The 21,533-nt window shown below is 43.3% G+C and carries 16 protein-coding genes and 1 tRNA gene; 11 read left to right on the top strand and 6 right to left on the bottom strand.

Annotated elements, in window-relative coordinates:
- Nucleotides 1-250: 250 nt before the first annotated feature.
- Both MHI32_RS10020 and MHI32_RS10025 read right to left on the bottom strand, forming a co-directional pair.
- On the bottom strand, nucleotides 251-805 hold the full coding sequence (locus MHI32_RS10020; RefSeq protein WP_076191281.1) for a hypothetical protein: 555 nt from the start codon (nucleotides 803-805) through the stop codon (nucleotides 251-253).
- Nucleotides 806-845: 40 nt separating this feature from the next.
- Nucleotides 846-1,241 carry a hypothetical protein gene (locus tag MHI32_RS10025; RefSeq protein ID WP_139331008.1) on the bottom strand — a complete coding sequence of 132 codons (396 nt, stop codon included), beginning with the start codon at nucleotides 1,239-1,241 and terminating at the stop codon, nucleotides 846-848.
- 1,163 nt (nucleotides 1,242-2,404) lie between these two features.
- Between MHI32_RS10025 and MHI32_RS10030 the strand changes: the two genes are divergently transcribed.
- From MHI32_RS10030 to MHI32_RS10040, 3 genes are all read left to right on the top strand, one after another.
- Complete coding sequence (locus MHI32_RS10030; RefSeq protein WP_038569765.1) at nucleotides 2,405-3,358, top strand: radical SAM protein; 954 nt, start codon at nucleotides 2,405-2,407, stop codon at nucleotides 3,356-3,358.
- Nucleotides 3,359-3,478: 120 nt separating this feature from the next.
- Nucleotides 3,479-4,525: a bile acid:sodium symporter family protein gene (locus tag MHI32_RS10035; protein ID WP_076125035.1), complete on the top strand. Its 1,047-nt coding sequence runs from the start codon at nucleotides 3,479-3,481 to the stop codon at nucleotides 4,523-4,525.
- 196 nt (nucleotides 4,526-4,721) lie between these two features.
- Complete coding sequence (locus MHI32_RS10040; RefSeq protein ID WP_340012280.1) at nucleotides 4,722-6,755, top strand: methyl-accepting chemotaxis protein; 2,034 nt, start codon at nucleotides 4,722-4,724, stop codon at nucleotides 6,753-6,755.
- A gap of 165 nt (nucleotides 6,756-6,920) precedes the next feature.
- Here the strand turns inward: MHI32_RS10040 and MHI32_RS10045 are convergent, their stop codons facing one another.
- Nucleotides 6,921-8,198: a histidine--tRNA ligase gene (locus tag MHI32_RS10045; protein ID WP_340012281.1), complete on the bottom strand. Its 1,278-nt coding sequence runs from the start codon at nucleotides 8,196-8,198 to the stop codon at nucleotides 6,921-6,923.
- A 354-nt stretch (nucleotides 8,199-8,552) separates the two neighbouring features.
- Here MHI32_RS10045 and MHI32_RS10050 point away from each other — a divergent pair, with 354 nt between their 5' ends.
- The 3 genes from MHI32_RS10050 (at nucleotide 8,553) to MHI32_RS10060 (ending at nucleotide 11,332) form a co-directional block, all read left to right on the top strand.
- Entirely contained in the window at nucleotides 8,553-9,206 is a 654-nt protein-coding gene (locus tag MHI32_RS10050; RefSeq protein WP_076276371.1) for an HD domain-containing protein, read from the top strand.
- Nucleotides 9,207-9,292: 86 nt separating this feature from the next.
- Nucleotides 9,293-10,738 carry a DEAD/DEAH box helicase gene (locus MHI32_RS10055; RefSeq protein WP_076184329.1) on the top strand — a complete coding sequence of 482 codons (1,446 nt, stop codon included), beginning with the start codon at nucleotides 9,293-9,295 and terminating at the stop codon, nucleotides 10,736-10,738.
- Between the two features lie 255 nt (nucleotides 10,739-10,993).
- Nucleotides 10,994-11,332 carry a hypothetical protein gene (locus tag MHI32_RS10060; protein ID WP_280767909.1) on the top strand — a complete coding sequence of 113 codons (339 nt, stop codon included), beginning with the start codon at nucleotides 10,994-10,996 and terminating at the stop codon, nucleotides 11,330-11,332.
- Here MHI32_RS10060 and MHI32_RS10065 read toward each other — a convergent pair.
- Nucleotides 11,300-11,758 carry a hypothetical protein gene (locus MHI32_RS10065; RefSeq protein WP_280752718.1) on the bottom strand — a complete coding sequence of 153 codons (459 nt, stop codon included), beginning with the start codon at nucleotides 11,756-11,758 and terminating at the stop codon, nucleotides 11,300-11,302. The two genes, MHI32_RS10060 and MHI32_RS10065, sit on opposite strands and share 33 nt — an antisense overlap.
- Before the next feature lie 334 nt (nucleotides 11,759-12,092).
- Here MHI32_RS10065 and MHI32_RS10070 point away from each other — a divergent pair, with 334 nt between their 5' ends.
- Nucleotides 12,093-14,408, top strand: coding sequence for an endo-1,4-beta-xylanase (locus MHI32_RS10070; RefSeq protein WP_340012282.1), 2,316 nt, complete (start codon nucleotides 12,093-12,095; stop codon nucleotides 14,406-14,408).
- Between the two features lie 337 nt (nucleotides 14,409-14,745).
- Here MHI32_RS10070 and MHI32_RS10075 read toward each other — a convergent pair whose 3' ends face one another.
- Entirely contained in the window at nucleotides 14,746-16,461 is a 1,716-nt protein-coding gene (locus MHI32_RS10075) for an ABC transporter ATP-binding protein (protein ID WP_076125049.1), read from the bottom strand.
- A gap of 286 nt (nucleotides 16,462-16,747) precedes the next feature.
- Between MHI32_RS10075 and MHI32_RS10080 the strand changes: the two genes are divergently transcribed.
- The gene (locus MHI32_RS10080) at nucleotides 16,748-17,926 is read left to right on the top strand and encodes an MFS transporter (protein ID WP_248549329.1); all 1,179 of its coding nucleotides are present in this window, start codon (nucleotides 16,748-16,750) and stop codon (nucleotides 17,924-17,926) included.
- 91 nt (nucleotides 17,927-18,017) lie between these two features.
- On the opposite strand, the gene MHI32_RS10085 is transcribed toward MHI32_RS10080, so the two are convergent.
- Nucleotides 18,018-18,779 carry a methyltransferase domain-containing protein gene (locus tag MHI32_RS10085; protein ID WP_076125053.1) on the bottom strand — a complete coding sequence of 254 codons (762 nt, stop codon included), beginning with the start codon at nucleotides 18,777-18,779 and terminating at the stop codon, nucleotides 18,018-18,020.
- A gap of 237 nt (nucleotides 18,780-19,016) precedes the next feature.
- Between MHI32_RS10085 and MHI32_RS10090 the strand changes: the two genes are divergently transcribed.
- From MHI32_RS10090 to lpdA, 3 genes are all read left to right on the top strand, one after another.
- Nucleotides 19,017-19,100, top strand: a tRNA-Leu gene (locus MHI32_RS10090).
- A gap of 174 nt (nucleotides 19,101-19,274) precedes the next feature.
- Nucleotides 19,275-19,715: an OsmC family protein gene (locus MHI32_RS10095; protein ID WP_076125055.1), complete on the top strand. Its 441-nt coding sequence runs from the start codon at nucleotides 19,275-19,277 to the stop codon at nucleotides 19,713-19,715.
- 57 nt (nucleotides 19,716-19,772) lie between these two features.
- Complete coding sequence (lpdA, locus tag MHI32_RS10100) at nucleotides 19,773-21,461, top strand: dihydrolipoyl dehydrogenase (RefSeq protein ID WP_076125057.1); 1,689 nt, start codon at nucleotides 19,773-19,775, stop codon at nucleotides 21,459-21,461.
- Nucleotides 21,462-21,533 lie beyond the last annotated feature (72 nt).

A 21,533-nucleotide genomic window follows, 5' to 3' on the forward strand; every position in this document is an offset into this window, starting at 1 on the left:
CCGCCGTAACTGGCAGCCGATTGCTGTCTTCATAAGCGTTTAACGCCAATCTTTCGAGTGTTGGAGGTGAACACAACTGAGGGCATAAAGAGACCAAAAATACGAAACCAGTCCGAAGTTCGGAGCAGGTGTTGTGTTTTATCGTTCATTAAGCAGTAGCACAGAAAAATTGTAAGTTCTTCATTGGCCTCTGCATCTGCAGAGGGCTTTTCTATTGATCGGATCAATTCCATTAATCGCAATACTCAAGTCATTTAACTAACGAATCATATTCATGAGGAACAAACATATCACCAAATTTCTTTCTCATCATTATTTGAGTTTGTAATGCTTGTTCATAATTAGAACCCGTAGCAATGAAAGCCAAATTCTTCTCTTTAACATCTATCCAGTTAGTAGATGGCCAAATATTGATGTTTTCAAATCTATCATCAAACCACATTAGACCGTATTGATTTATTTCGTATGGTGCGGAGGAGTCTAGATAAAATAGAGTACTCATATTTATGCCTTTATTTCTTTTAGTGATATATACAGTGACCTCTTGATCTTTTGTGAAGTCATAGGCATCTATTGAGACATTTCCAACAAATTTCTTTTGACCAAATATTGGTTTATATAGTGTCCCATTAACCTTAATTATGGTACTTTTAGCTGAAGAAGAGTTGTTAAGGGTGAACACGACGGCAGTACGTTCTACGTTAACCTTTTTCGGGAAATTGTAGTTATATAAAAACAAAGCAACACCTATTAGCACTAAAAATAGTACAACTGAAATTAAGGTTATAGGTTCCTTTAATCTCATAATTCCCCTCCAAATCTCAACTTCAAATAATTGAAATCTATTACAATAAATAACCCATACCCATAGGCATAGCAGGGGTAATAGTTTGAACGGTTTTACCATCAATCCCGGTAAGAGTAATTTTTGTTATGAAAGAAGTTGCAGTAGGCCCGCTGAGATAATAATTTATTGCGGCAGAAGAATCTCTATGATACAGGGCAGTATAACTAAATTGTTTCGATGATCCCTGATTTATTGTTGCATTTGTTGTGGCACCAGTTGTTGAAGCATAGCTAAACGTAGGAATAGAATATGCACTAGCGCCGCTAACTGTACTAGTAATTAATGCTAAACTTTGATAAGAATCAGAAATAAAGTTCTTTACCGCGTCATATATAGTTATGGTAGCACCTACATAACTATTAAATGAACCAAGAGTAGTTGTCGCAGCTGACACCAAAAGATTGGAAGCCCCCGCTTGAATTTGAGTTTGAAAGAAACGTTACTCCCGTATTCTTGAGTGCAGAATTTTGAGCATTAGATTCTGCCGTTACATGTTGAACTTCATATGTAACCCCATTTTTGACCCAGTTAGACCGGAAACTAGACCAAACAATATTTGTGCTCGCCGGTAAATCAACAAATGGTTGTATTTGTGAGCTGTCTGTTCCTAAGAATTTTTTGTCCTATTACAACTTGTGCTTCCTCTGGAGTTAAATAATCTACCCCCAAAGATTCTAGTTCCTTCCCTAGCTTTTCATATTCTATTTCGTAGCCAGCCTTATGTTCTCCCAGTAGATCCGCTCTTTCTTGATAAATCTTACTAATCTGTGCTTCGACATCGTTGTTGTTGCTACTTGAAGCGCTTACAACACCTCTTGATCCAAGAAGTAAAGAACTAATCAGTACTAATGAGGCAATTTTTCGGTATATCAGATTCCTCTTTTTTACCAAAAATACTATATTTCGGATTTTTATTAGTATATAAGATCTTATGAAAATCTGTCAATGATTAACATAATCGAATGAAGGAGAGATTCAGGAATGCGCTTCGAGAGTACCATACAAGGGAGATATGATTGTAACTTCTGATGATCGTAGGTAACTTTGTGTCATTGACTTTTGCGTGTTCTTCTAATTCCTCAAATGAAATACTTGTGAAGCTCACGTGCTCTTCTCTTACTTTAGGGGCTTCGCCAACAACGCCTACAGATAAACTTTCTTCATATAGAAGCTCCTTTAATTTAAAATGGTCTATATAATCCAGAGTGAAAGTAATGTAAAATATAACCTTTATTATATTGTATAACCAATATATAGTGGTAAAGGAAATTTTGAAACTGTGGCGTGTTAGCGACTGTCCGAAAGCTTTCCGAAGGAAAATTCGCCTCGTTAGCAGAGGTTGTCTCCGGAATCCGACCAATTGATACGGTAATAACAAAGAAAACTGGAGACAAATCCGGTTGGAAGAACGGATATTTCCGTAGTCACGATCGTTAGCTGTTATAGCTGGCAATCCGAATGTTATAAAACTCACATTAACCTAAGCCATAAACCTATATAATCTCTAAGGTTGAACTTTTGAACTAAATTCATTATTTTTCAGGAGGACATTAGAGTATGAGATATAAAGCATTAGAGCTCGACAAACCGCTTACTTATGAGCTGGAAGGGTTAGAAATAGGGGTAACTTCGAACTGTAATTTCCGCTGCGATTATTGCTGTGCATATAATAGAAATGATGGACAAAGCATTAAAGCCAAAGAGGTCATCCGCATTCTGGACGAACTTCCAGGCCTTAAAAGAGTACGCTTATCAGGTGGAGAAGTGACGCTGAAATTCGATGACTGTGTGGAAATTGTAACCTACTGCGCATCCAGAGGGATTCAGACACAGTTAAATTCCAACGGCAGTCTTTTAAATGCTGAACGAATTGGCCAATTGGTCTCCGCAGGATTAACGACTATACATATTTCCTTCAATTTTACTACTGCGGAAGCTTTCTCAAAATATTATAATATTCATCCAAGCATCTATGAAAAAATAAGAGAAAATATTACCCTATTCGCTGCAACAAGTGTGGATACCGTACTGGAGACGCTGCTGTTCAGTGAAACCCAGGATAATATGAAGGAGATCAGCGATCATGTCTACGCAATGGGCGTGCGCACACATGAAATTCAGAACAGTATTATCATGGATCATACAGGTTGGAAGTCTATAGCTGCACGGGAACAATTAAAGAATGCAGTGAGTGAGCTGATCGCACGGAAGAAAGAAGATACGATTCTGTATTTCACCTGTATGGACCGCTTTATGGACGCCCTTGGGTTCGAAGAGCAGCCGGGTGTGTATTTTCCTCACTGTATCGAGGGGAAGAAGCAGCTTCATCTGCATGGAAATGGCGACATTTTGATTTCAGAGCTTTGCCATCCGGTGATTATCGGCAACATTTATCAAGGAACTTCACTAAAAGATTTATACAATAATATGCCAGCGCCATTGGCACAGTTTTTGGATAAGCAACCCTGCCCAGCACTGGATGCATTGTTTCCACAAGGCATAGAAGTTTAACACTCTATATAGATTACTTCGAGGGACCAATTTAAGAATTGGTTCCTATTTTTTATGGTAGACTGAATAAAAAACATAGATAAGGGATGTATGAGCTTCATACATAAGGTGTACTGCCAAGTGTTTGCTAATATAAGAAATGGACTCATCAAATCTAATGTTGTTCTAGAAAAGATTATGCCGTTATTAACACCCACGGCCATCGTGGTCGGGGTACTTAACGAAAGCAGACTGCTGCCGTTCACAGGTCTCGTGCCCTGGATTTTCGCTGTAATGACGCTGATAGGGAGCTTGAAGTCCAATCTAAAGGATCTGCTGGGGGTACTTCTGAAACCTCAGAAGCTGATTATTCTAATGGTAATTTTACATATTGTAATGCCGCTGATCGGCTGGCTTGCAGCCATGGCTTTTTTTCCGGGAGATCCATATACAGTAACTGGTTATGTATTGCTGTTCGCGATTCCTACAGGTGTTGTAAGTGTGGTATGGGTGTCGATGTACGGAGGGAATATTGCGCTGACATTGGCGCTTATTCTGATTGATACGCTCTTGTCGCCAATTGTTGTCCCGGGTACCTTATATTTGCTGATGGGAGCGAGTGTTGAAATTCAGCTAGGCGATATGATGAAAGGGCTGCTATGGATGGTAGTCATTCCTTCTGTAGTTGGGATGCTGCTGAATCAATGGACAAAAGGGAAAGTAAATACGGTATGTGGACCGCCGCTTGCTCCGTTTGTTAAAGTCGGATTGTTTGTAGTTGTTTCTATTAATGGGGCCAGCATTGCCCGTTATCTGAAACATCCGGATGGCAAATTAGCGATCATAATTGGAGTGACCTTCATAACCGTTGTGCTTGGCTATGTAATCGGAGCTTTGGTGTCACGCCGCTTCCGCTTTAGTTATGAAGATTCCGTGGCTGTACAGTTTAATTCGGGTATGCGGAATTTAAGTGCGGGAGCTGTATTAGCGGTGAAATATTTTCCTCCTGCTGTTGCGCTTCCAGTAATTTCGGGGATGTTGTTCCAACAAATACTCGCTGCGATGTCTGGTCTATTTTTACGTAGTAGAACTAAACGACTGTTAAGTGAGGGTGCATTAATGCAAGCGAATACTGTCTCTCAGCTAGAACCACATAGTTCATCTAGGACAGATGACAGGCCTTGTTAACCACCTTATGAAGGATATATGACCTAAAAGCTGTGATATTTTATTCATTTACATGAAAAATTTCGACATTTTATGATATATTTCTTATTTTTGCGCGATTTATATTCACTATTCAACTTTGCCACCCGATAGTAATTGTATTATTTACAATTTCATTGTTCGCAAATGAACAAGCAGTCGGAAGGATGAAAAGAATATGAAGATTCGCCTAAAGTTATCACTTGTTATGATAGGTGTGACCCTTTTATGTATTTCTGTAATGGGGATATTTACGTATTTGAAATCAACTCAGGCGATTGTGAATCTTACTGAGAATTCTATGAAGCAGGTCAATACGAACAAAGCTCAGACCATATCAGCCATGATAGCAAAAGAGCAGAGAAGCACAGAGCTTATTGCGAGTCGCTCGGAAATTGTTAATCTACTGCTGCAAGCTGGGAATGGTGGAGTTAACAAAGGAGATAAGCTTCAGAATGAGGTGAACGCCAGTCTTCAAAGCATTGTGGAGGAGGCCGGGAACCTTGAGCACATTCTAGTCAGTGATATGAAAGGTATTAGTGTGGCTGACAGTGATACTAAGCTTATAGGGACAGATTTTAGTGAAAGAGATTATACGAAAAGAGTAATGGAGACGGCTGAGCCTGTGATCAGTGAAACGCTGAAATCAAAATCTACAGGAGCTTATGTAGTGGCTTTTGTACAGCCCGTAAAGAGTAATGGAAAGATGATTGGATTTATTGCGTCAGCTGTTTCCGCAGATAGTATGATTAAGTATTTGGCGGATACCAAAGTGGTAAACACGACGAGCTCTTACGCTTATTTACTGGATGAGAACGGCAATAAATTATATTATCCGGATAAAACACAAATTGGTCAGCCTATTGAGAATACGCAGATCGCAGCTGTTATGGAGCGTGTGAAATCTGGTGAGAAGGTAGCGGATGGCCTGCTCAATAATACATATAAAGATGTGGAAAAAAAATCAACCTATACAGTTTTACCTGAGACGCACTGGTTGCTTGTATTAACCGCAGACCTCGATGAAATCGTGAAACCTGTCACTGATATGAGAAATTTCAACTTATTTCTTGGTGTGGGAAGTTTGATTATTGCCTTGCTGATTGCTCTTTATTTTGCTAAAAAAATCTCTTCTCCGATTGTTAAACTAACGGACATGATTAATAAAACGGCAGAATTGAATTTGACGCATGACTCAGAGTATGAGTATTTGACTAAAAACAAAGATGAGACAGGGACGATCGCCAAAGCGATGTTCAGCACCCGGGCTACACTTCGTGAGATGGCTGGAAGCTTAATTACGATCTCGTCCAAAGTGCTTGAAAATGCAGAAACGCTGGAGAAGCTGTCTATAGATGTGCGGGAAAATGCCCACGATAATTCAGCGACTACGCAGCAGCTATCGGCAGGTATGGAAGAGACCGCAGCCTCCACAGAGGAAATGACAGCAGCAATTACTGAAATTGATAACAATGTATCCGGGATCACCAATAATGTGAAGGAAGGCGCTGCCGTTTCTAGACAAATTAGTGAGCGGGCGCTGACTCTCCAAGATGAGGCAACAGAATCTACGACGAATGCTAAACAAATTTATGAATCCGTGCGAATCGATATGGAAAAAGCGATTGAGCAGTCGAGCGCGATTGCAGAGATTAATGTACTGACGGATACGATTCTATCCATTGCCAGTCAGACCAATCTGCTGGCCCTGAATGCAGCTATAGAAGCGGCAAGAGCGGGTGAGGCAGGCAAAGGTTTCGCGGTTGTAGCTGGTGAGATTCGGAAGTTGGCGGAGAAGTCGTCTAAGATTGCGGCTGGAATTCAAGGTGTGGTAACAGGTGTATATTCCTCTGTTGAATCCATGAAGGAGAATTCTGAGGCATTACTTTCTTTTATTGATCAGAATGTTCTAGCAGATTATGAACGATTAACTGAGGTAAGTCAGCAATACAACAGTGATGCTGCTACTGTAAATACGCTGTTAAAACAATTCGAGAGCGCAGCCGATCATTTGAGTATGGCCATATCGAGTATTAATATTGCCGTTAATGAGGTAGCTGCTACAGTAAACGAAGGAGCTATAGGGATTCAGGATATCGCGGTGAAAACGGCGGATATCGTGGAAAAAACATTCCTGGAGGTTACTATGGCCGATGAAAATACTCAAAGTGCCAAAGAGCTTCAGGGGTTAGTAGATAAGTTTAAGATCTAAGGGTTTGAAATGAATTAAGGGAATCCTTATCTCTTTTTCATAAAATATTAAGCTTGCAGGGTTATAGTACATGTATAACCTCCCTTATATATAGACTTTACCCCGCCGGTCGCCGGCGGGGTCTTTTTTTATGCAGATCTTTTTAGGAGGATATCAGGCAGCAGTTTAGCCAGTAATAAGGTAGATAGCTTCATCTAATGGAACTATAACCTCTGTTTGTTCCTTCATATCCTTCAGCCGCACCTTATCCACACTGGATTCACTCTCGCCGATCAGAATAACGTAACGGATTTTTTTGGATGAGGCTGTGGCGAGTTGCTTTTTAAGTTTTCTTTTACCGGATACCAGAGTGGTCCGGATAGAACAGGCACGGAGCTCGGCGGCTGCAATTAAAGCCTGTGGGAGCGTCTCGCCAATCGGAATGACCATAACCTCTGCTGTCTTGCGCTCTTGGATAGGACGTTCTGCAAGGAGCGCCATGATAGACTCCATACCAAAAGATAAGCCAACCGTAGGATATTGAATATCCTCTCTGCCCACTAGCTGTCCGATGATAGCGTCATATCTGCCTCCACCACCCAAGCTTGAGGTAAAGGAACCGGATGCATCAAAGATCTCGTAGACGGTTCCAGTGTAGAAAGAAAGCCCGCGGGACAAGAAGGGATCGAAACGGCAAGTCTGCTGCAGCTGAATGTCTTGGAGCAGCTTTTGCAGGACAAGAACCTCCATTGCTCCCGGTTGTCCGGTAAGACTATATTTTTGGCATAACTGCTCAAAGCTTGGATTGTCCATTTCAATAAGCTCTAGAATAGCAGCGATGGTTGTAGGATCTATTTCCTTGCTGATCAATTCATTTTTCACGCCGCTGAGGTTGATTTTTTCTAATTTATCCAAGGTTAGCATAACGGACAGTTGGTTCTCGGCAGGTACACCCAGCGATTCCAGAATCTCACCGAGAAAACGTCTGTTGTTCCATTTTAGGATGATCGGGATGTCCAGCTTGCGAAAAGCTTCTGTGGCCAGCTGCATCAATTCAGCTTCCGCCTCAGGTCCTGAAATACCAACAACATCCACATCGCATTGCAGAAATTCACGCAGGCGCCCACGTTTCACGGGACCATCACGGAATACTTTTCCGATCTCATAACGCTTGAAGGGAAACACTATTCCAGGATTTAAGGCGATCACTTTGGCAAAAGGGATGGTCAGATCATATCGTAAGCCCAGCTTGCGGTTGCCTTGATCGGTGAGTTGGTACATCTCCTTGAGAATTTCATCCCCACCTGCATATTTCGAGGTTAATAACTCCAGTTCATTTAATAATGTGGTGTCCATGGATTCAAAATCATAGAGTTCGAACAAATCCTGCAGCGTATTTTGAATGTTCTTTCTGAGCGCCTGCTCTTTTCCGAAGTAATCATAAGTTCCTTTAATGTTTTGCATCGTTAGTAGCTCCTTTGAATTGGCATAGTTTAGAAATAAAAAAACGCGCAGGACCTCATGGTCCTGCGCGTGATCTATGCCGCAGGGAGGCCAACGCGAGTAGCGTTAGCCTCCCTGAGAATTTCAGGGTTGCTAACGCTGTTTGTGATAATAATGAAGTTGATTCAGCATGATTGTTATGGTGTTCATCAGAATCAATTCCCTTCGACATTTTGATTACTGCCGATTATAGCGGATCATTTGGAGTCGTGCAAGTAAGAATTTGTTATAACGAAGATTTTTAGTAGGCGAATGGACAGGCAATCAGCTATAATAGGGCTTCGATATTTCATAGGCGAGGGGAGCTTGTTGACGATGAATCAACCTTTAATAATAGCCCGGGCGGAAGAATTTGTGAAAGAACAACTAGGACAAGATACTACGGGGCATGACTGGTGGCACACCCATCGGGTCCGCAGCACGGCATGTGAAATTGCTGAGATCGAGCGTGCGGATGTTTTTATCTGTACGATGGCAGCCTTGCTGCATGATGTTGCAGACGAGAAGCTTAATCCGTCAAAAGAAGCAGGTCTGCTTAAAGTCCACACTTGGCTTACGGCAAACCTTACAGAGGAGGAGCAAATTCGTCATATCATGCTGATCGTTGAAACGATGTCTTTTAGTGGTGGTGGAGGAGAACCTATGCAGACTCTGGAAGGTCAAGTGGTGCAGGATGCAGATCGACTAGATGCACTTGGCGCGATTGGCATTGCCAGAACCTTTATTTTCTCAGGCGCAAAGGGACGTCCGGCCTATGATCCGGAAGTTTCTCCACGCGAGGAGTCGCTGCAGAAGGAATACAGGGATTATAGCAAAGGGACGGCTGTGAATCATTTTTATGAGAAGCTGTTGAAACTAAAATTCTTAATGAATACGGCTTATGGACGCAAGTTAGCGGAAGAACGGCATGATTTCATGTTGAATTTTCTGGACCAGTTCTATAAGGAATGGAATCAAGGACGCCAATAACTGTTATAATGATAAGTATGCACAAGATGGAAGGATCGCGGAGTTTCCGCTTTAACCAGAACAATCGGCATAGAAGAGGTTGAACGATGAGTGAATTGCAATTTAGAGATTATGAGTTAGACGAAGAGATAATTAAAGCACTGGATGTTCTGAAATTTATGACACCTACGGAGGTACAGAGCAAGGTAATTCCTGTGGCTTTGCAGCAAAAGGATCTGATTGTGAAATCGCAAACAGGCAGTGGCAAGACGGGAGCTTATGGTATTCCGCTTTGCGATCTGGTGGATTGGGTGGAGAATAAGCCGCAGGCTTTGATTCTTACGCCAACTCGGGAGCTTGCGATGCAGGTGAAAGAGGATATTACGAACATCGGACGTTTTAAACGGATTAAAGCAGTTGCTCTTTTCGGCAAGCAGCCCTTTGCCCCTCAAAAGATAGAGCTTACGCAAAAAACACATGTTGTCGTAGGTACGCCTGGACGCGTATTTGACCATATTGAAAGAGGCACACTTCCGCTAAATCGAATCAAATATTTGATCATCGATGAAGCTGACGAAATGCTGAGCATGGGCTTTATTGAGCAGATCGAGAAGATCATTAAGCAGCTGCCCAAAGAGCGAGTAACGATGTTATTCTCAGCTACCTTACCCGAAGTCATTAAGAATTTGTGCCTAAAATATATGAGCGATCCAACGGATATCGAGATTCAGGCAAGTGGAATTACGACGGCTACGATTGAACATGCGTTGATTGAAGTGAGACAAGCTGCCAAATTCTCTTTGCTAAGCGATATCATAACGGTGGAGAATCCGGATAGCTGTATTATTTTTTGCCGTACGCAGGAGCAGGTAAATGCTGTATTCAGAGGATTGGCGGATCTGGAATATCCTTGTGATAAGATCCACGGAGGTATGGAGCAGGATGAGCGCTTTGAGGTCATGAATGCTTTTAAAAGAGGGCAATTCCGCTATTTAATCGCTACCGATGTAGCGGCTAGAGGGATTGATATCGAGAATATCACCCATGTGATTAATTACGATATTCCACTGGAAAAAGAAAGCTACGTGCATCGTACAGGCAGAACCGCGCGTGCAGGCAAGACGGGTAAAGCGATCACTTTTGTCACTCCGAATGAGCAGAAGTGGGTAACTGAAATTGAAAGCTATATTGGCTTCAGCATTCCGCATATGAAAGCTCCTTCGGACGACGCAGTTGCCTACGCAAAGGAAGCGTTCGAGCAGAAGATCAATAAGCAACCTGTCCGCAAGAAGGACAAAAGCGAAAGCTTAAACAAAGAGATTATGAAGCTATACTTCAACGGCGGCAAGAAAAAGAAGCTAAGAGCCGTCGATTTTGTCGGCACAATAGCAAAACTTGAAGGTATTTCCGCCGAAGATATCGGGATTATCTCGATTCAGGACAATGTGACCTACGTGGATATTTTGAACGGTAAAGGCGCAATGGTGCTGCAAGCGATGAGAGAGACCACCGTGAAGGGCAAGCAGCTGAAGGTTCATATTGCGAAAAAATAAATCAAGGATGACAGCTTATTGCTAAGCTCCTTGCAAATATGCCGCTACTGATGCGGTTTATATGAAGAGGGAGTCGTGTTCACAACACGGCTCTTTTTTTATTTGTTGTTGTATCTCAGTATCTCCATTTTTTCATTGTAAAATTATAGAAACTAGAATATAACTTGTGAGAGGTGATAGATTGAAAGGTGAATCTAGAAGCACAAGGATGAAAGTACTCCTACAAGTCACCATTTGGGAATGAAAACGGGGAAGTTGGAAGTAGAAGTAGTAAAAAAAATGTTTATAATGTATGCAGCACCAATAATTCTTCTGAATGTGTCTTGCAAGATAGCTTTAAAGACGGAAAAGCTTAGGTACAATATTTCTTGGTTAGTTATTAGTATTGTTCCTAGCACGAGAATTCTATTTTATTTAAAAGAATTACAAGGAAAAGAGTCTAGAGGTTCAGGGGTTGTTGATTTAAGTTTTTTTGATATTAAGCCTGACTTTGATCAGATAAGACTTATCTATTTTTTTCCTATAATATATTTAGGTATTCAACTAGTTTTGATTTTTTTACTACTGATCATGATAGTAACGAAAGAAAAATAAATATCTGACTAGCATAATGTTCTTGTACATACTAGGAATGCCGAAATGAACGGTAAAAATCCCGTACAATGTGTTGATCCCGCTGGAAACGTCCAAATGAACGGTAAAACTCCCGTACAATGCGATGATCCAGCTGGAAACGCCGAAATGAACGGTAAAAATCCCGTACAATGCGTTGATCCAGCTGGAAGTGGCGAAATGAACGGTAGAAATCCCGTACATTGTGCTGATCCAGCTGGAAGTGGCGAAATGTACGGTAAAACTCCCGTACAATGCGCTGATCCAGCTGGAAATTGCGAAATGTACGGTAGAACTCCCGTACAATGCGCTGATCCAGCTGGAAGTGGCGAAATGAACGGTATAACTCCCGTATAATGAGCTGATCCAGCTGGAAGTTGCGAAATGAACGGTAGAAATCCCGTACATTCAGCCAGCATGTTATGTAACCCAAGAGACAACACCATAATGGTGTCGTCTCTTGGGTTTTTTCGGCGCTAAATGGAGCTGATAACGCAAATCCCTTCAGCTTAAGTAAAATAAGATCGAAAATAATTTATTTTCATTCCATAAATGGAAACAAATGTGATATTATGGCGATATAGAGCCCATACTTCACGGATGACCTGCCTAGCTTGGTTCCTCCTGAGGATAGGCTCTGATTTTTTTTATGAGGAAGGTGGTGTGGCCCGAGCGGTATCGGGGAACAGGAAGTATCGAAGCAATAAGGTTCGAACCTAATTCAGAAGGGAGAATCGAAGCGATGAAAAAAGGAACTTTTTTGAAAGCGCTTAATTTTGTTTTGGTTTTATGTTTGCTTGTACCTGTGTATTGGGCTGCACCCGCACATGCGGAGAACACGCTTATTCAGCAAAGCGATTTTGAAGATGGCACTGTTCAGGGCTGGAATGGACGTGGGGAAGTTGAGGTGCTTACAGCTAAAACAGATGCGGCACGCAGCGGCACATATGGCCTGGAGGTAAGCGGCCGAACAAAAACGTGGCATGGACCTTCACTGGATGTGACTAGCCAGCTGGAAGTAGGACAAACTTATGTGTTTATTGGATGGGTGAAGCTGCCTGCCGGATCATCTAACGCGAATATCTATATGTCACTGCAGCGGACATTACCTTCTACCATTCATTATGACAATTTGACCTTTGGTGCAGTGACAGCGAACGGTTGGGTGAAGCTTCAGGCGCAGTACAAGCTATTGGAGCCGGCAGATCAGCTTTCTATTTATTTTGAAGTGCCGGCTAGCGCGACAACTTCTTTTTATTTGGATGATTTTCGATTGGAAAAGCTACCCGATCTCGGTCCAATTGTCATCGAGGATGCGATTCCTTCGCTGAAGGATGTGTTTGCAAACAAATTTCTGATCGGCTCGGCGTTTACGAATAGTGAGCTGCTGACAGCTCCGGATCGGCAATTGTTGGCCAAGCATTTTGATAGTGTGACGCCAGGAAATGTTCTGAAATGGGACAGCACGGAGCCGCAGGAAGGTGTGTTTAATTTCGCTGAAGCTGACACGGCAGTAGCTTTTGCCACCGCAAATGGACAGCAGGTACGTGGACATACCCTAGTCTGGCATTCGCAGACACCGGATTGGGTGTTCCGTGACGCCAGCGGTAATTTGGTCTCCAAAACGGTGTTATATGAACGGATGAAGAGTCATATTAAGACTGTTATGGAACGTTATAAAGGTGAAATCTATGCTTGGGATGTCGTTAATGAAGTGATTGACACTTCGCAATCTGATGGCATGCGCCGCAGCCTGTGGTATCAGATCGCGGGTGAAGAGTATATTGAGAAGGCGTTCCAGTTCGCTCATGAAGCTGATCCTAACGCAAAACTGTTCATCAATGACTACAATACCCATGAGCCAGCCAAAAGCCAAGCGCTATACAATCTGATTGTACGACTTCAGGCTAAAGGGGTTCCTATTGACGGAGTAGGGCATCAAACGCACATTAGTTTGTATTATCCTTCGCTCTCTGAAATCGAAAATTCGATTATCAAGTTCAAGGCTTTAGGGCTGGAAACTCATATTACTGAGCTGGATATTAGTGTGTATTCTGATAATTCTCAAGCCTATGAGACCTTCCCTGATAATTTGAAGCAGCGCCAAGCGGCTTTATACAAATCATTATTTGAGATCTTCCTGCGGCACACGGATACGGTCACGAATGTCACTCTCTGGGGGAAGGATGACAGTAATACTTGGCTGCGCACTTATCCGGTAGCCCGTAACAATTGGCCTTTATTATTTGATGAGCGCCTTCAATCTAAGCCGGCCTACTGGTCCGTATTGGAGACAGTGGCAGCTCCCGTAGTTCCAGCAGCTCCTGCTAACTTGAATGCAGCTGCAGGCAATGGGCTTGTGAATCTTAGCTGGAGCACCTCAGCGGGCGCAACTTCCTACACGGTGAAACGGTCACTTACGAGTGGTGGTCCTTATACCACTCTGACTACGGCTACCGGGACGAGCTATAGCGATGCGGCGGTTAGCAACGGAACGACTTATTATTATGTTGTGAATGCTGTCAATAGTGCGGGTACGAGCAGCAATTCTGTACAAGCGATGGCTACACCGCAAGGCTCGGGGCCTGTCGAACCGGTCACCGGGCTTGCAGTGGCGTATCGGACAGCGGATACTAACCCAAATGACAACCAGATGAAGCCCTATTTTAATATTAAAAATAACGGCACAACTGCAGTCGATCTTAGCGAGCTGAGCATCCGTTACTGGTATACGATCGATGGAGACAAGCCGCAATCCTTTTTCTGTGATTATGCCCAGATCGGCAACAGCAAGGTAGCAGGCAGCTTTGTAAAGCTGGACACGCCTCGAACGGGAGCAGATTACTATTTGGAAGTGAAATTCAACGCAGGTGCGGGCATGCTTGCCGCTGGAGGAACTTCCGGGGATATTCAGACCCGGATACACAAGACAGATTGGAGCAATTTTAACGAGGCCAATGATTATTCGTTTAATTCACTTCAGACCGCTTATGCGGATTGGAACAAGGTGACCCTTTATCGGAACGGGGTGCTGGTATGGGGAACAGAGCCGCAATAGCGAAAGTAGGAGAACTGAGCTTTAATTGTGCCGTTTTTAATTTTTAGGGAAAACCTCCCTGAAAATAGCAATTTTTGCTGGTTACTTAGCTTTTCAGGGAAATCCTCCCTAAATATCGCCTGAATTCCACTATTATGAGTAAATTGGGGTGAATTGCGGGAGGTTTTCCCTGATTGCAGGGGTTAGAGCAATAAACCAAAGAAAATCAGGGAGGAATTCCTTAATCAAGCATCACGTTTGCTGCAAACAGAGGAGTTACGTGAAAAAGCAAGCCTAGTCGCCAAAAACATGGTGACTAGGCTTGCTTCATTTTTGCCCAGCTGTGGCAAATTACTTTTTAAAAGTTATATTGTGCCTGATGCAGACGGCTGTAAATTCCACCAGCATGGACTAATTCTTCATGTCTGCCTTGTTCAGCGATTCCTTCTTCATTCACGACCATAATCCGGTCGGCATTTTTGATCGTCGTCAAACGGTGAGCGATGACGAGTGTGGTTCTGCCTACGGACAGATCAGCCAGGGATTGCTGAATCGCGGCTTCGGTCTCTGTGTCCAGCGCGGAAGTAGCTTCATCCAGAATCAGAATCGGCGGATTCTTGAGGAACATGCGAGCGATAGCCAGGCGCTGCTTTTGTCCACCGGACAGCTTCACACCGCGCTCCCCGATGACTGTCTCCATTCCATCTGGCAGATTCTGAATGAGCTCCTCCAGATGAGCACGTCGCGCAGCTTCCCAGATTTCAGGCAGCTTTGCATCCAGTTTCCCATAGGCGATATTCTCGCGAATTGTCCCGGAGAACAGGAAAACATCCTGCTGCACGATCCCGATTTGTTTGCGCAGCGATTCCAGCTTCATGTCACGGATATCGATGCCATCAATCGTGATGGCCCCGGCTGTGACATCATAGAAGCGCGGAAGCAGGCTGCAGATTGTTGTTTTGCCTGCGCCGGACGGCCCAACAAAGGCAATGGTTTCGCCAGCCTTTACGTTAAGGCTTATATTTTGCAGAACCGGACGATTCTCTTCGTATCCAAAAGATACATCCTGGAATGTAATATCACCGCGCAAAGCGTTGATCTCCACGGCATCCGGTTTGTCACTGATGTCAGGTTCCGTGTCAATGATCTCCAGATAACGTCTGAAGCCGGCAATTCCTTTAGGATAACTTTCGATCACGGCATTGATTTTCTCGATAGGGCGGAAGAAGATATTAGACAACAAGATAAACGCCACAAATTCACCGATTTGCAGCTCGCCATTGATAAAGAACCATGCGCCGCAGATCATCACCAGGATGGTAATGAGGCGGGTCATCATATAGCTGACGGACAAGCTTCTAGCCATGATTTTATAAGCCATAAGTTTTGTTTTGCGGAACATTTGATTATCTACTGCGAATAGCTCTTGTTCATGCTGCTCATTGGCAAAAGATTGCACGACCCGAATCCCGCCGACATTATCTTCGATACGGGCATTGAAACTGCCTACATTTCCAAATAGCTGGCGATAAGTTGAAGTCATATTGCGGCCGAAGTAGATGATTACCCAAGCCATAATTGGAACGATAATAAAAGTAATAATCGCCAGCTTCAGATTAATATCAGCCATTAGGAGAAAGGCTCCGACAAGGGTCATGATTGCAATAAATACATCCTCAGGACCGTGATGCGCCACTTCGCCGATATCATTTAAGTCATTGGTGATTCTTCCGATTAGATGGCCTGTTTTATTATTATCAAAGAATCGGAACGAGAGTTTCTGAATATGGTCAAACATTTTTTTGCGCATATCAGTTTCGATATTTATGCCCAGCATATGACCCCAGTAAGTGACAATATACTGCATCACCGTATTTAAGGCGTAAATCGCCAGCAGCGCAACACAAGCGATAAGAATAAGCGGCCAATCTTGACCAGGAAGCAAATCATCAATAAATTTATTGACGGCTACCGGAAAAGCCAGTTCTAGCAGTCCCGCAAAAACAGCGCAGGAGAAATCCAATATAAATAATTTTCTATACGGACGATAGTAGGAAAAAAATCTTCGAAGCATTCTGTTCACTCTTTTCTGTGGTTTAAATATGAGTTCAAATGAAATTGATTCTCAACTACCCGATGATATGGATACTAAAGATGGTCAGCGGTTTTGTCAATAATTCGGGTATAAAATTACTTAAGGGTTGTAACTTCTAATAGAATAGTAGATGATGGTTCATAGTGTTTAAAATATTTCAAATCCTTGACAAGCTCTGTGCTTGGCGGGGTTATTTGTTTGTAATTTAGGAGGATACACGATGAAAGCTTCACAAAGCGAAGGACACATTCAGAATAATAGCTTAATGGACAGCAAATATGATCGCTGGCTGCTTGTGCTGGGAATTATTTTTATCGCTGCAGCGCTGCGGGCTCCATTTACTTCTGTGGGTCCATTAATACAATTGATTCAGGATGACCTCGGCTTATCCAATACTCTAGCAGGAGCTATTACTACTTTACCATTATTGGCTTTTGCCATCTTGTCCCCGTTTGCTCCAAAGCTGGCCCGCCGTTTTGGTTTAGCTAATGTGTTATTAGTTGCCATGGTCATGCTGGCTATGGGAATTCTAATTCGCTCGGGATCTGGAGCAGGTCTGTTGTTCACAGGTACTGCTATACTTGGATTATCTATTGCCGTGTGTAATGTACTGCTTCCAGGTCTTATTAAGGGGAAGTTTCCTCACAAAATCGGGCTAATGACAGGTATCTACACGGTTTCTATGAATTTATGCGCAGCTATTGCCTCAGGAATTAGTGTACCGCTGGCAACGAATGCTGGATTCGGTTGGAGAGGGACCTTGGCTATCTGGTTTATGATCGCAGCTCTAGCAACAGTGTTCTGGATTCCGCAAATGCGTAAGCTTAATCAAGGAACCGGCTCTAAGAGTGCAGCCTCAAGCAAAAATATGTGGCGTTCATCTCTTGCTTGGAAAGTCACGATCTTTATGGGCTTACAGTCACTGCTTTATTACGTCTTTATTGCCTGGTTTTCGGTTCTCCTTGGTGAACGGGGAATGTCGTCGAGTAATGCGGGTTGGTTTCTCTCGCTCATGCAATTGGCACAGCTACCCTTTACTTTCTTCGTACCGCTGTGGGCAGGCCGGATGAAGAACCAACGTATTCTAGTTATAATCACTGCTGTTCTTTATTTTATCGCATTAGGTGGCATCTGGCAGGGCAGCGGCGCTTTAATGGCTGTCTGGGCGGTATGCTTTGGTATTGCCGGAGGATTTGCCTTCGGTCTTGCGATGATGTTCTTCAGTCTAAGAACAAGAAGCACGCAAGAAGCGGCGGAGCTGTCAGGAATGGCCCAATCTGTGGGTTATGTACTGGCAGCAATGGGACCGGCATTATTCGGCTGGCTGCATGATGTAACGAACAGCTGGACGGTGCCATTGATTTTACTGCTGGGTGCAAGTGTGCTGTTGATGGTTGTGGGACTTGGCGCTGGCAGTGATCGGTACGTTGGAGATAGAAAATAGGATCCCGTGTAAAAAGAGTGTGCTAGCGCGTGTTAAGCGCCAGTGCACTCTTTTTTTGGCTATTGAACATGAGAAGTATTTCTTATCTATTCTAGCTTCGTTTGTAAGCAACAATCCGGATTCTGCGATAATCCATTACCCAGCGGCCGTCCTGATATAGCTTGGGTTTCAATTTCTGTTCCATAGAAGAGAGAACTTCTGCGCGTTCGGTGGGTGTGAGCACACTTAAGATTCCATCGGCAAAAGTATTCAGCCACCGCTGAAATCCTTGCTCCAAGCCTTCCAGTGGTGTTGGCCGGTCAAAACAAAGGGCGAGGTCCACGGTCAGTCCGTGCTTCTCTAGTAGAGTTGCATACTCGCCAACGCTTGGAAAGTACCAGGGCAAATGCAGCTTATGACTACAGCCAATGGCTGCAAAAGCTTGTGGAAGGCCAGCGACGATGGAAGCAATATTACCCAGTCCACCGAACTCGGCCACGAAACGGCCGCCTACCCGCAGGCTGGCCACGATGGACGCCGCCGCTCCGTTTGCGTCTGTTAGCCAGTGAAGGGCAGCGTTGCTGAACACAGCATCGACTGGCTGTTCCGCGACATAAGTTTGCCCATCAGCTAAGACAAAGCTTAGATGGGGATGTTTGTCACTGGCTGTCTGAATCATTTCGGCAGAGGCATCAATACCTGTCACAGTGGCGCCCCTAGCAGCAATGGCTGCCGCCAAATCCCCGGTTCCACAGCCCCAATCGATAATCTGTTCGCCAGGCTGTGGGTGAAGCAGCTCAATTAATGATTCTCCAAACTGAGACACAAAGGCCATATCAGTATCATAGGTTTGGGTATTCCACTGCTGGTTCATAAGTATTCATCCTTTCTATTGATCGATTATTCCGACATCTCCGTCATAGCGCCTTACTTTATCTATGTTGTACCATAGGAGGCTTTATAATAGAAATATATAAACTGAATAATATTGATTGGTTGTGCCTATGAGTCTATATGAAGCCTATTTCAAAAACACAAAAACCTTGCGTTTTAAGTGCAGAGGGAGTATAGTATTATGTACAGGCGGTTTTGGTCGCCAGTTACATAATATGCGGTCATGGCGGAATTGGCAGACGCGCTGGCTTCAGGTGCCAGTGGTAGCAATATCGTGGAGGTTCGAGTCCTCTTGACCGCATCCTATCAACAAAAACAGGTTTCTGATTTACCTATTCAGGTAGATTGGAAACCTGTTTTTTTTTATTGAATCAGGTTCAAGTTCTTCTTCGAAAAAATACTTACTTAGCTAAGTATTGATATTCACCGATTACTATGTTATTATTTTCACAATCTTAAGGAGGAGGTAATACATATGTTAACTACTTTTAAAGCGACAGCTAAAAAACTGCCTAATGGAATGCAAGTTGAAACCAATTCTAGAGGTTTTAAGATTATTATGGACGAACCAGAGGATTTGGGGGGGACCGATGTTGGTTTGAATCCCGTCGAGGCGTTATTGTGTGCCTTTGGTGCATGTCAGTCCATTGTCGCTAGTGCCTTTGCAGATGCTAACGATTTTAGCTTCGAAGAATTTTATGTTGAACTTGAAGGAGACTTAGATCCGGATGGTTTCATGGGTCTTGCAGATGTGAGAAATGGTTTCCAAGAAATTCGTTTTGTTATGCATTTTAAAACCAACGAAAGCCAAGAAAAGGCAGATGCTTTTGCTGACTTTATCGAGAAGACATGTCCTGTTGGAGATTGTCTTGCTAACGGTGTGAAGCTGGTAAAAGCAGGCGTAGTCATTCACTAATACATTCGCTTGAGGGGGCTCTTTATGAGTTCCCTCAAGGATATGAGGAGCATAACGATGGAAATAAAAATGTCTATGATTCCAGGTGGCAAAAAGGGGAAAGCAGGCAAGATAAATGTAAATATCGGAGACAAGATATCTGCAGGAGATACCTTGGTACAGATTGAAACTGGAAAAGGCAACAGATCGATTGAAGCGGCAGAAGAGGGTATTATTATCAATATATTATTTGAAGAGGGGAGCGAGATTGCCTCAAATCAAGTCTTATTTGAAGTAAATCCGATCCAGGTGGAGGCTCCGGTCCAATCATCTGTCCCACAACCTGCAGTCGCCGTGCAACAAACTCATGCTATAAACCCTGACTTGCTTATCATTGGAGCAGGACCAGGAGGTTACGTTGCCGCTATTTATGCAGCAAAAAAAGGACTTCAGGTAGCGATGATTGAGAAAGAAGAATTAGGAGGTACCTGCTTAAATGTTGGCTGTATCCCTACAAAATCTTTAGTCAAATCATCTGAAATCTGTCATGAAATAAAAAACTCCTCTTTGTTTGGTATAACAACAGGATCTGATCTTCAAGTGGATATGAAGCAGGTTATTCGTCGTAAAAATGAAGTCAAAGAGAAATTGGTCTCCGGCGTTGGTTATTTAATGGAAAAAAACGGTGTTCAGGTTGTTCGCGGCCACGCTTCGTTCCTATCGGCGCATGAAGTGAAGGTAACCGGCGAAAATAGTTACCATATTTCAGCAAAAAATATCATTGTGGCAACAGGCTCGAGGATTTCCAAGGTGAATATCCCAGGAATTGATCTGCCATTTGTAATGAACAGTACTGAAGCGCTCGCCTGCGAAGAGTTACCAAAGGTAATAACTATCATCGGTGGTGGGGTTATCGGCATGGAATTCGCCTTCATTTACCGTAACCTAGGAGTTGAAGTTCATGTTGTAGAATTTATGGACCGTCTGCTAACGATGCTGGACAGTGATATTTCGGTAGAAATTATGTGTTTAGCTCAGCAGGCTGGGATTCATATTCACACCAACTCCAAAGTTTCCAAAATCCAACGTGCGGATGATGGTCAGGCGATTGTAACCTACGAGAATAGTGAGGGTGAGCATCTGCTAGTTAGTGAAAAAGTATTGGTCGCTATTGGACGAGAGCCTAACCTAGAGGGTCTGGATATCGAAAAAGCAGGTATTCAACTAAATGAACGTGGTAAAGGTATTGCCGTTGATAAACAAATGCGTACGAATGTAGAAAATGTGTATGCGATTGGCGATGTAACTAACATTATTCAGCTTGCTCATGTTGCTTCACATCAGGGCATTACGGCTGTAAACACCTTACTCGGTGAATCCCAAGATATGCATTATTCCGCGGTACCGAATGTAATTTTCACCTCTCCAGAGATTGCCAGCGTCGGGCTGTTGGAAGATGAATGTAAGGAGAATGGGCTGGACTATCGTGTGAGTAAGGTATCTTTTGCAAGTAACGGAAAAGCATTGACAATGAATGAACCGGAAGGTTTTATCAAATTAATCAAAGATAATGGCTCCGGAAAGATTGTGGGAGGGTCTATCATTGGTCCCGATGCGTCTTCTCTGATTAGTAGTCTTACACTTGCGATTGCCAATGGGCTTACGGAACAACAGATTACACAGACAATCTTTGCCCATCCAACTACTGGGGAAGTAATTCATGAAGCTGCATTCGGTTTAGGAATTGGGGCGTTGCATCAAGGATAAGTTGTTCTATGTATCTCAGGAGACGGATCCTGCTGCAGCCTAAATAAATGAACTATGTGATCACTTGAAAAG

Source organism: Paenibacillus sp. FSL H7-0690 (assembly GCF_037980415.1).
In the GTDB taxonomy this organism is placed as follows: domain Bacteria; phylum Bacillota; class Bacilli; order Paenibacillales; family Paenibacillaceae; genus Paenibacillus_AQ; species Paenibacillus_AQ odorifer.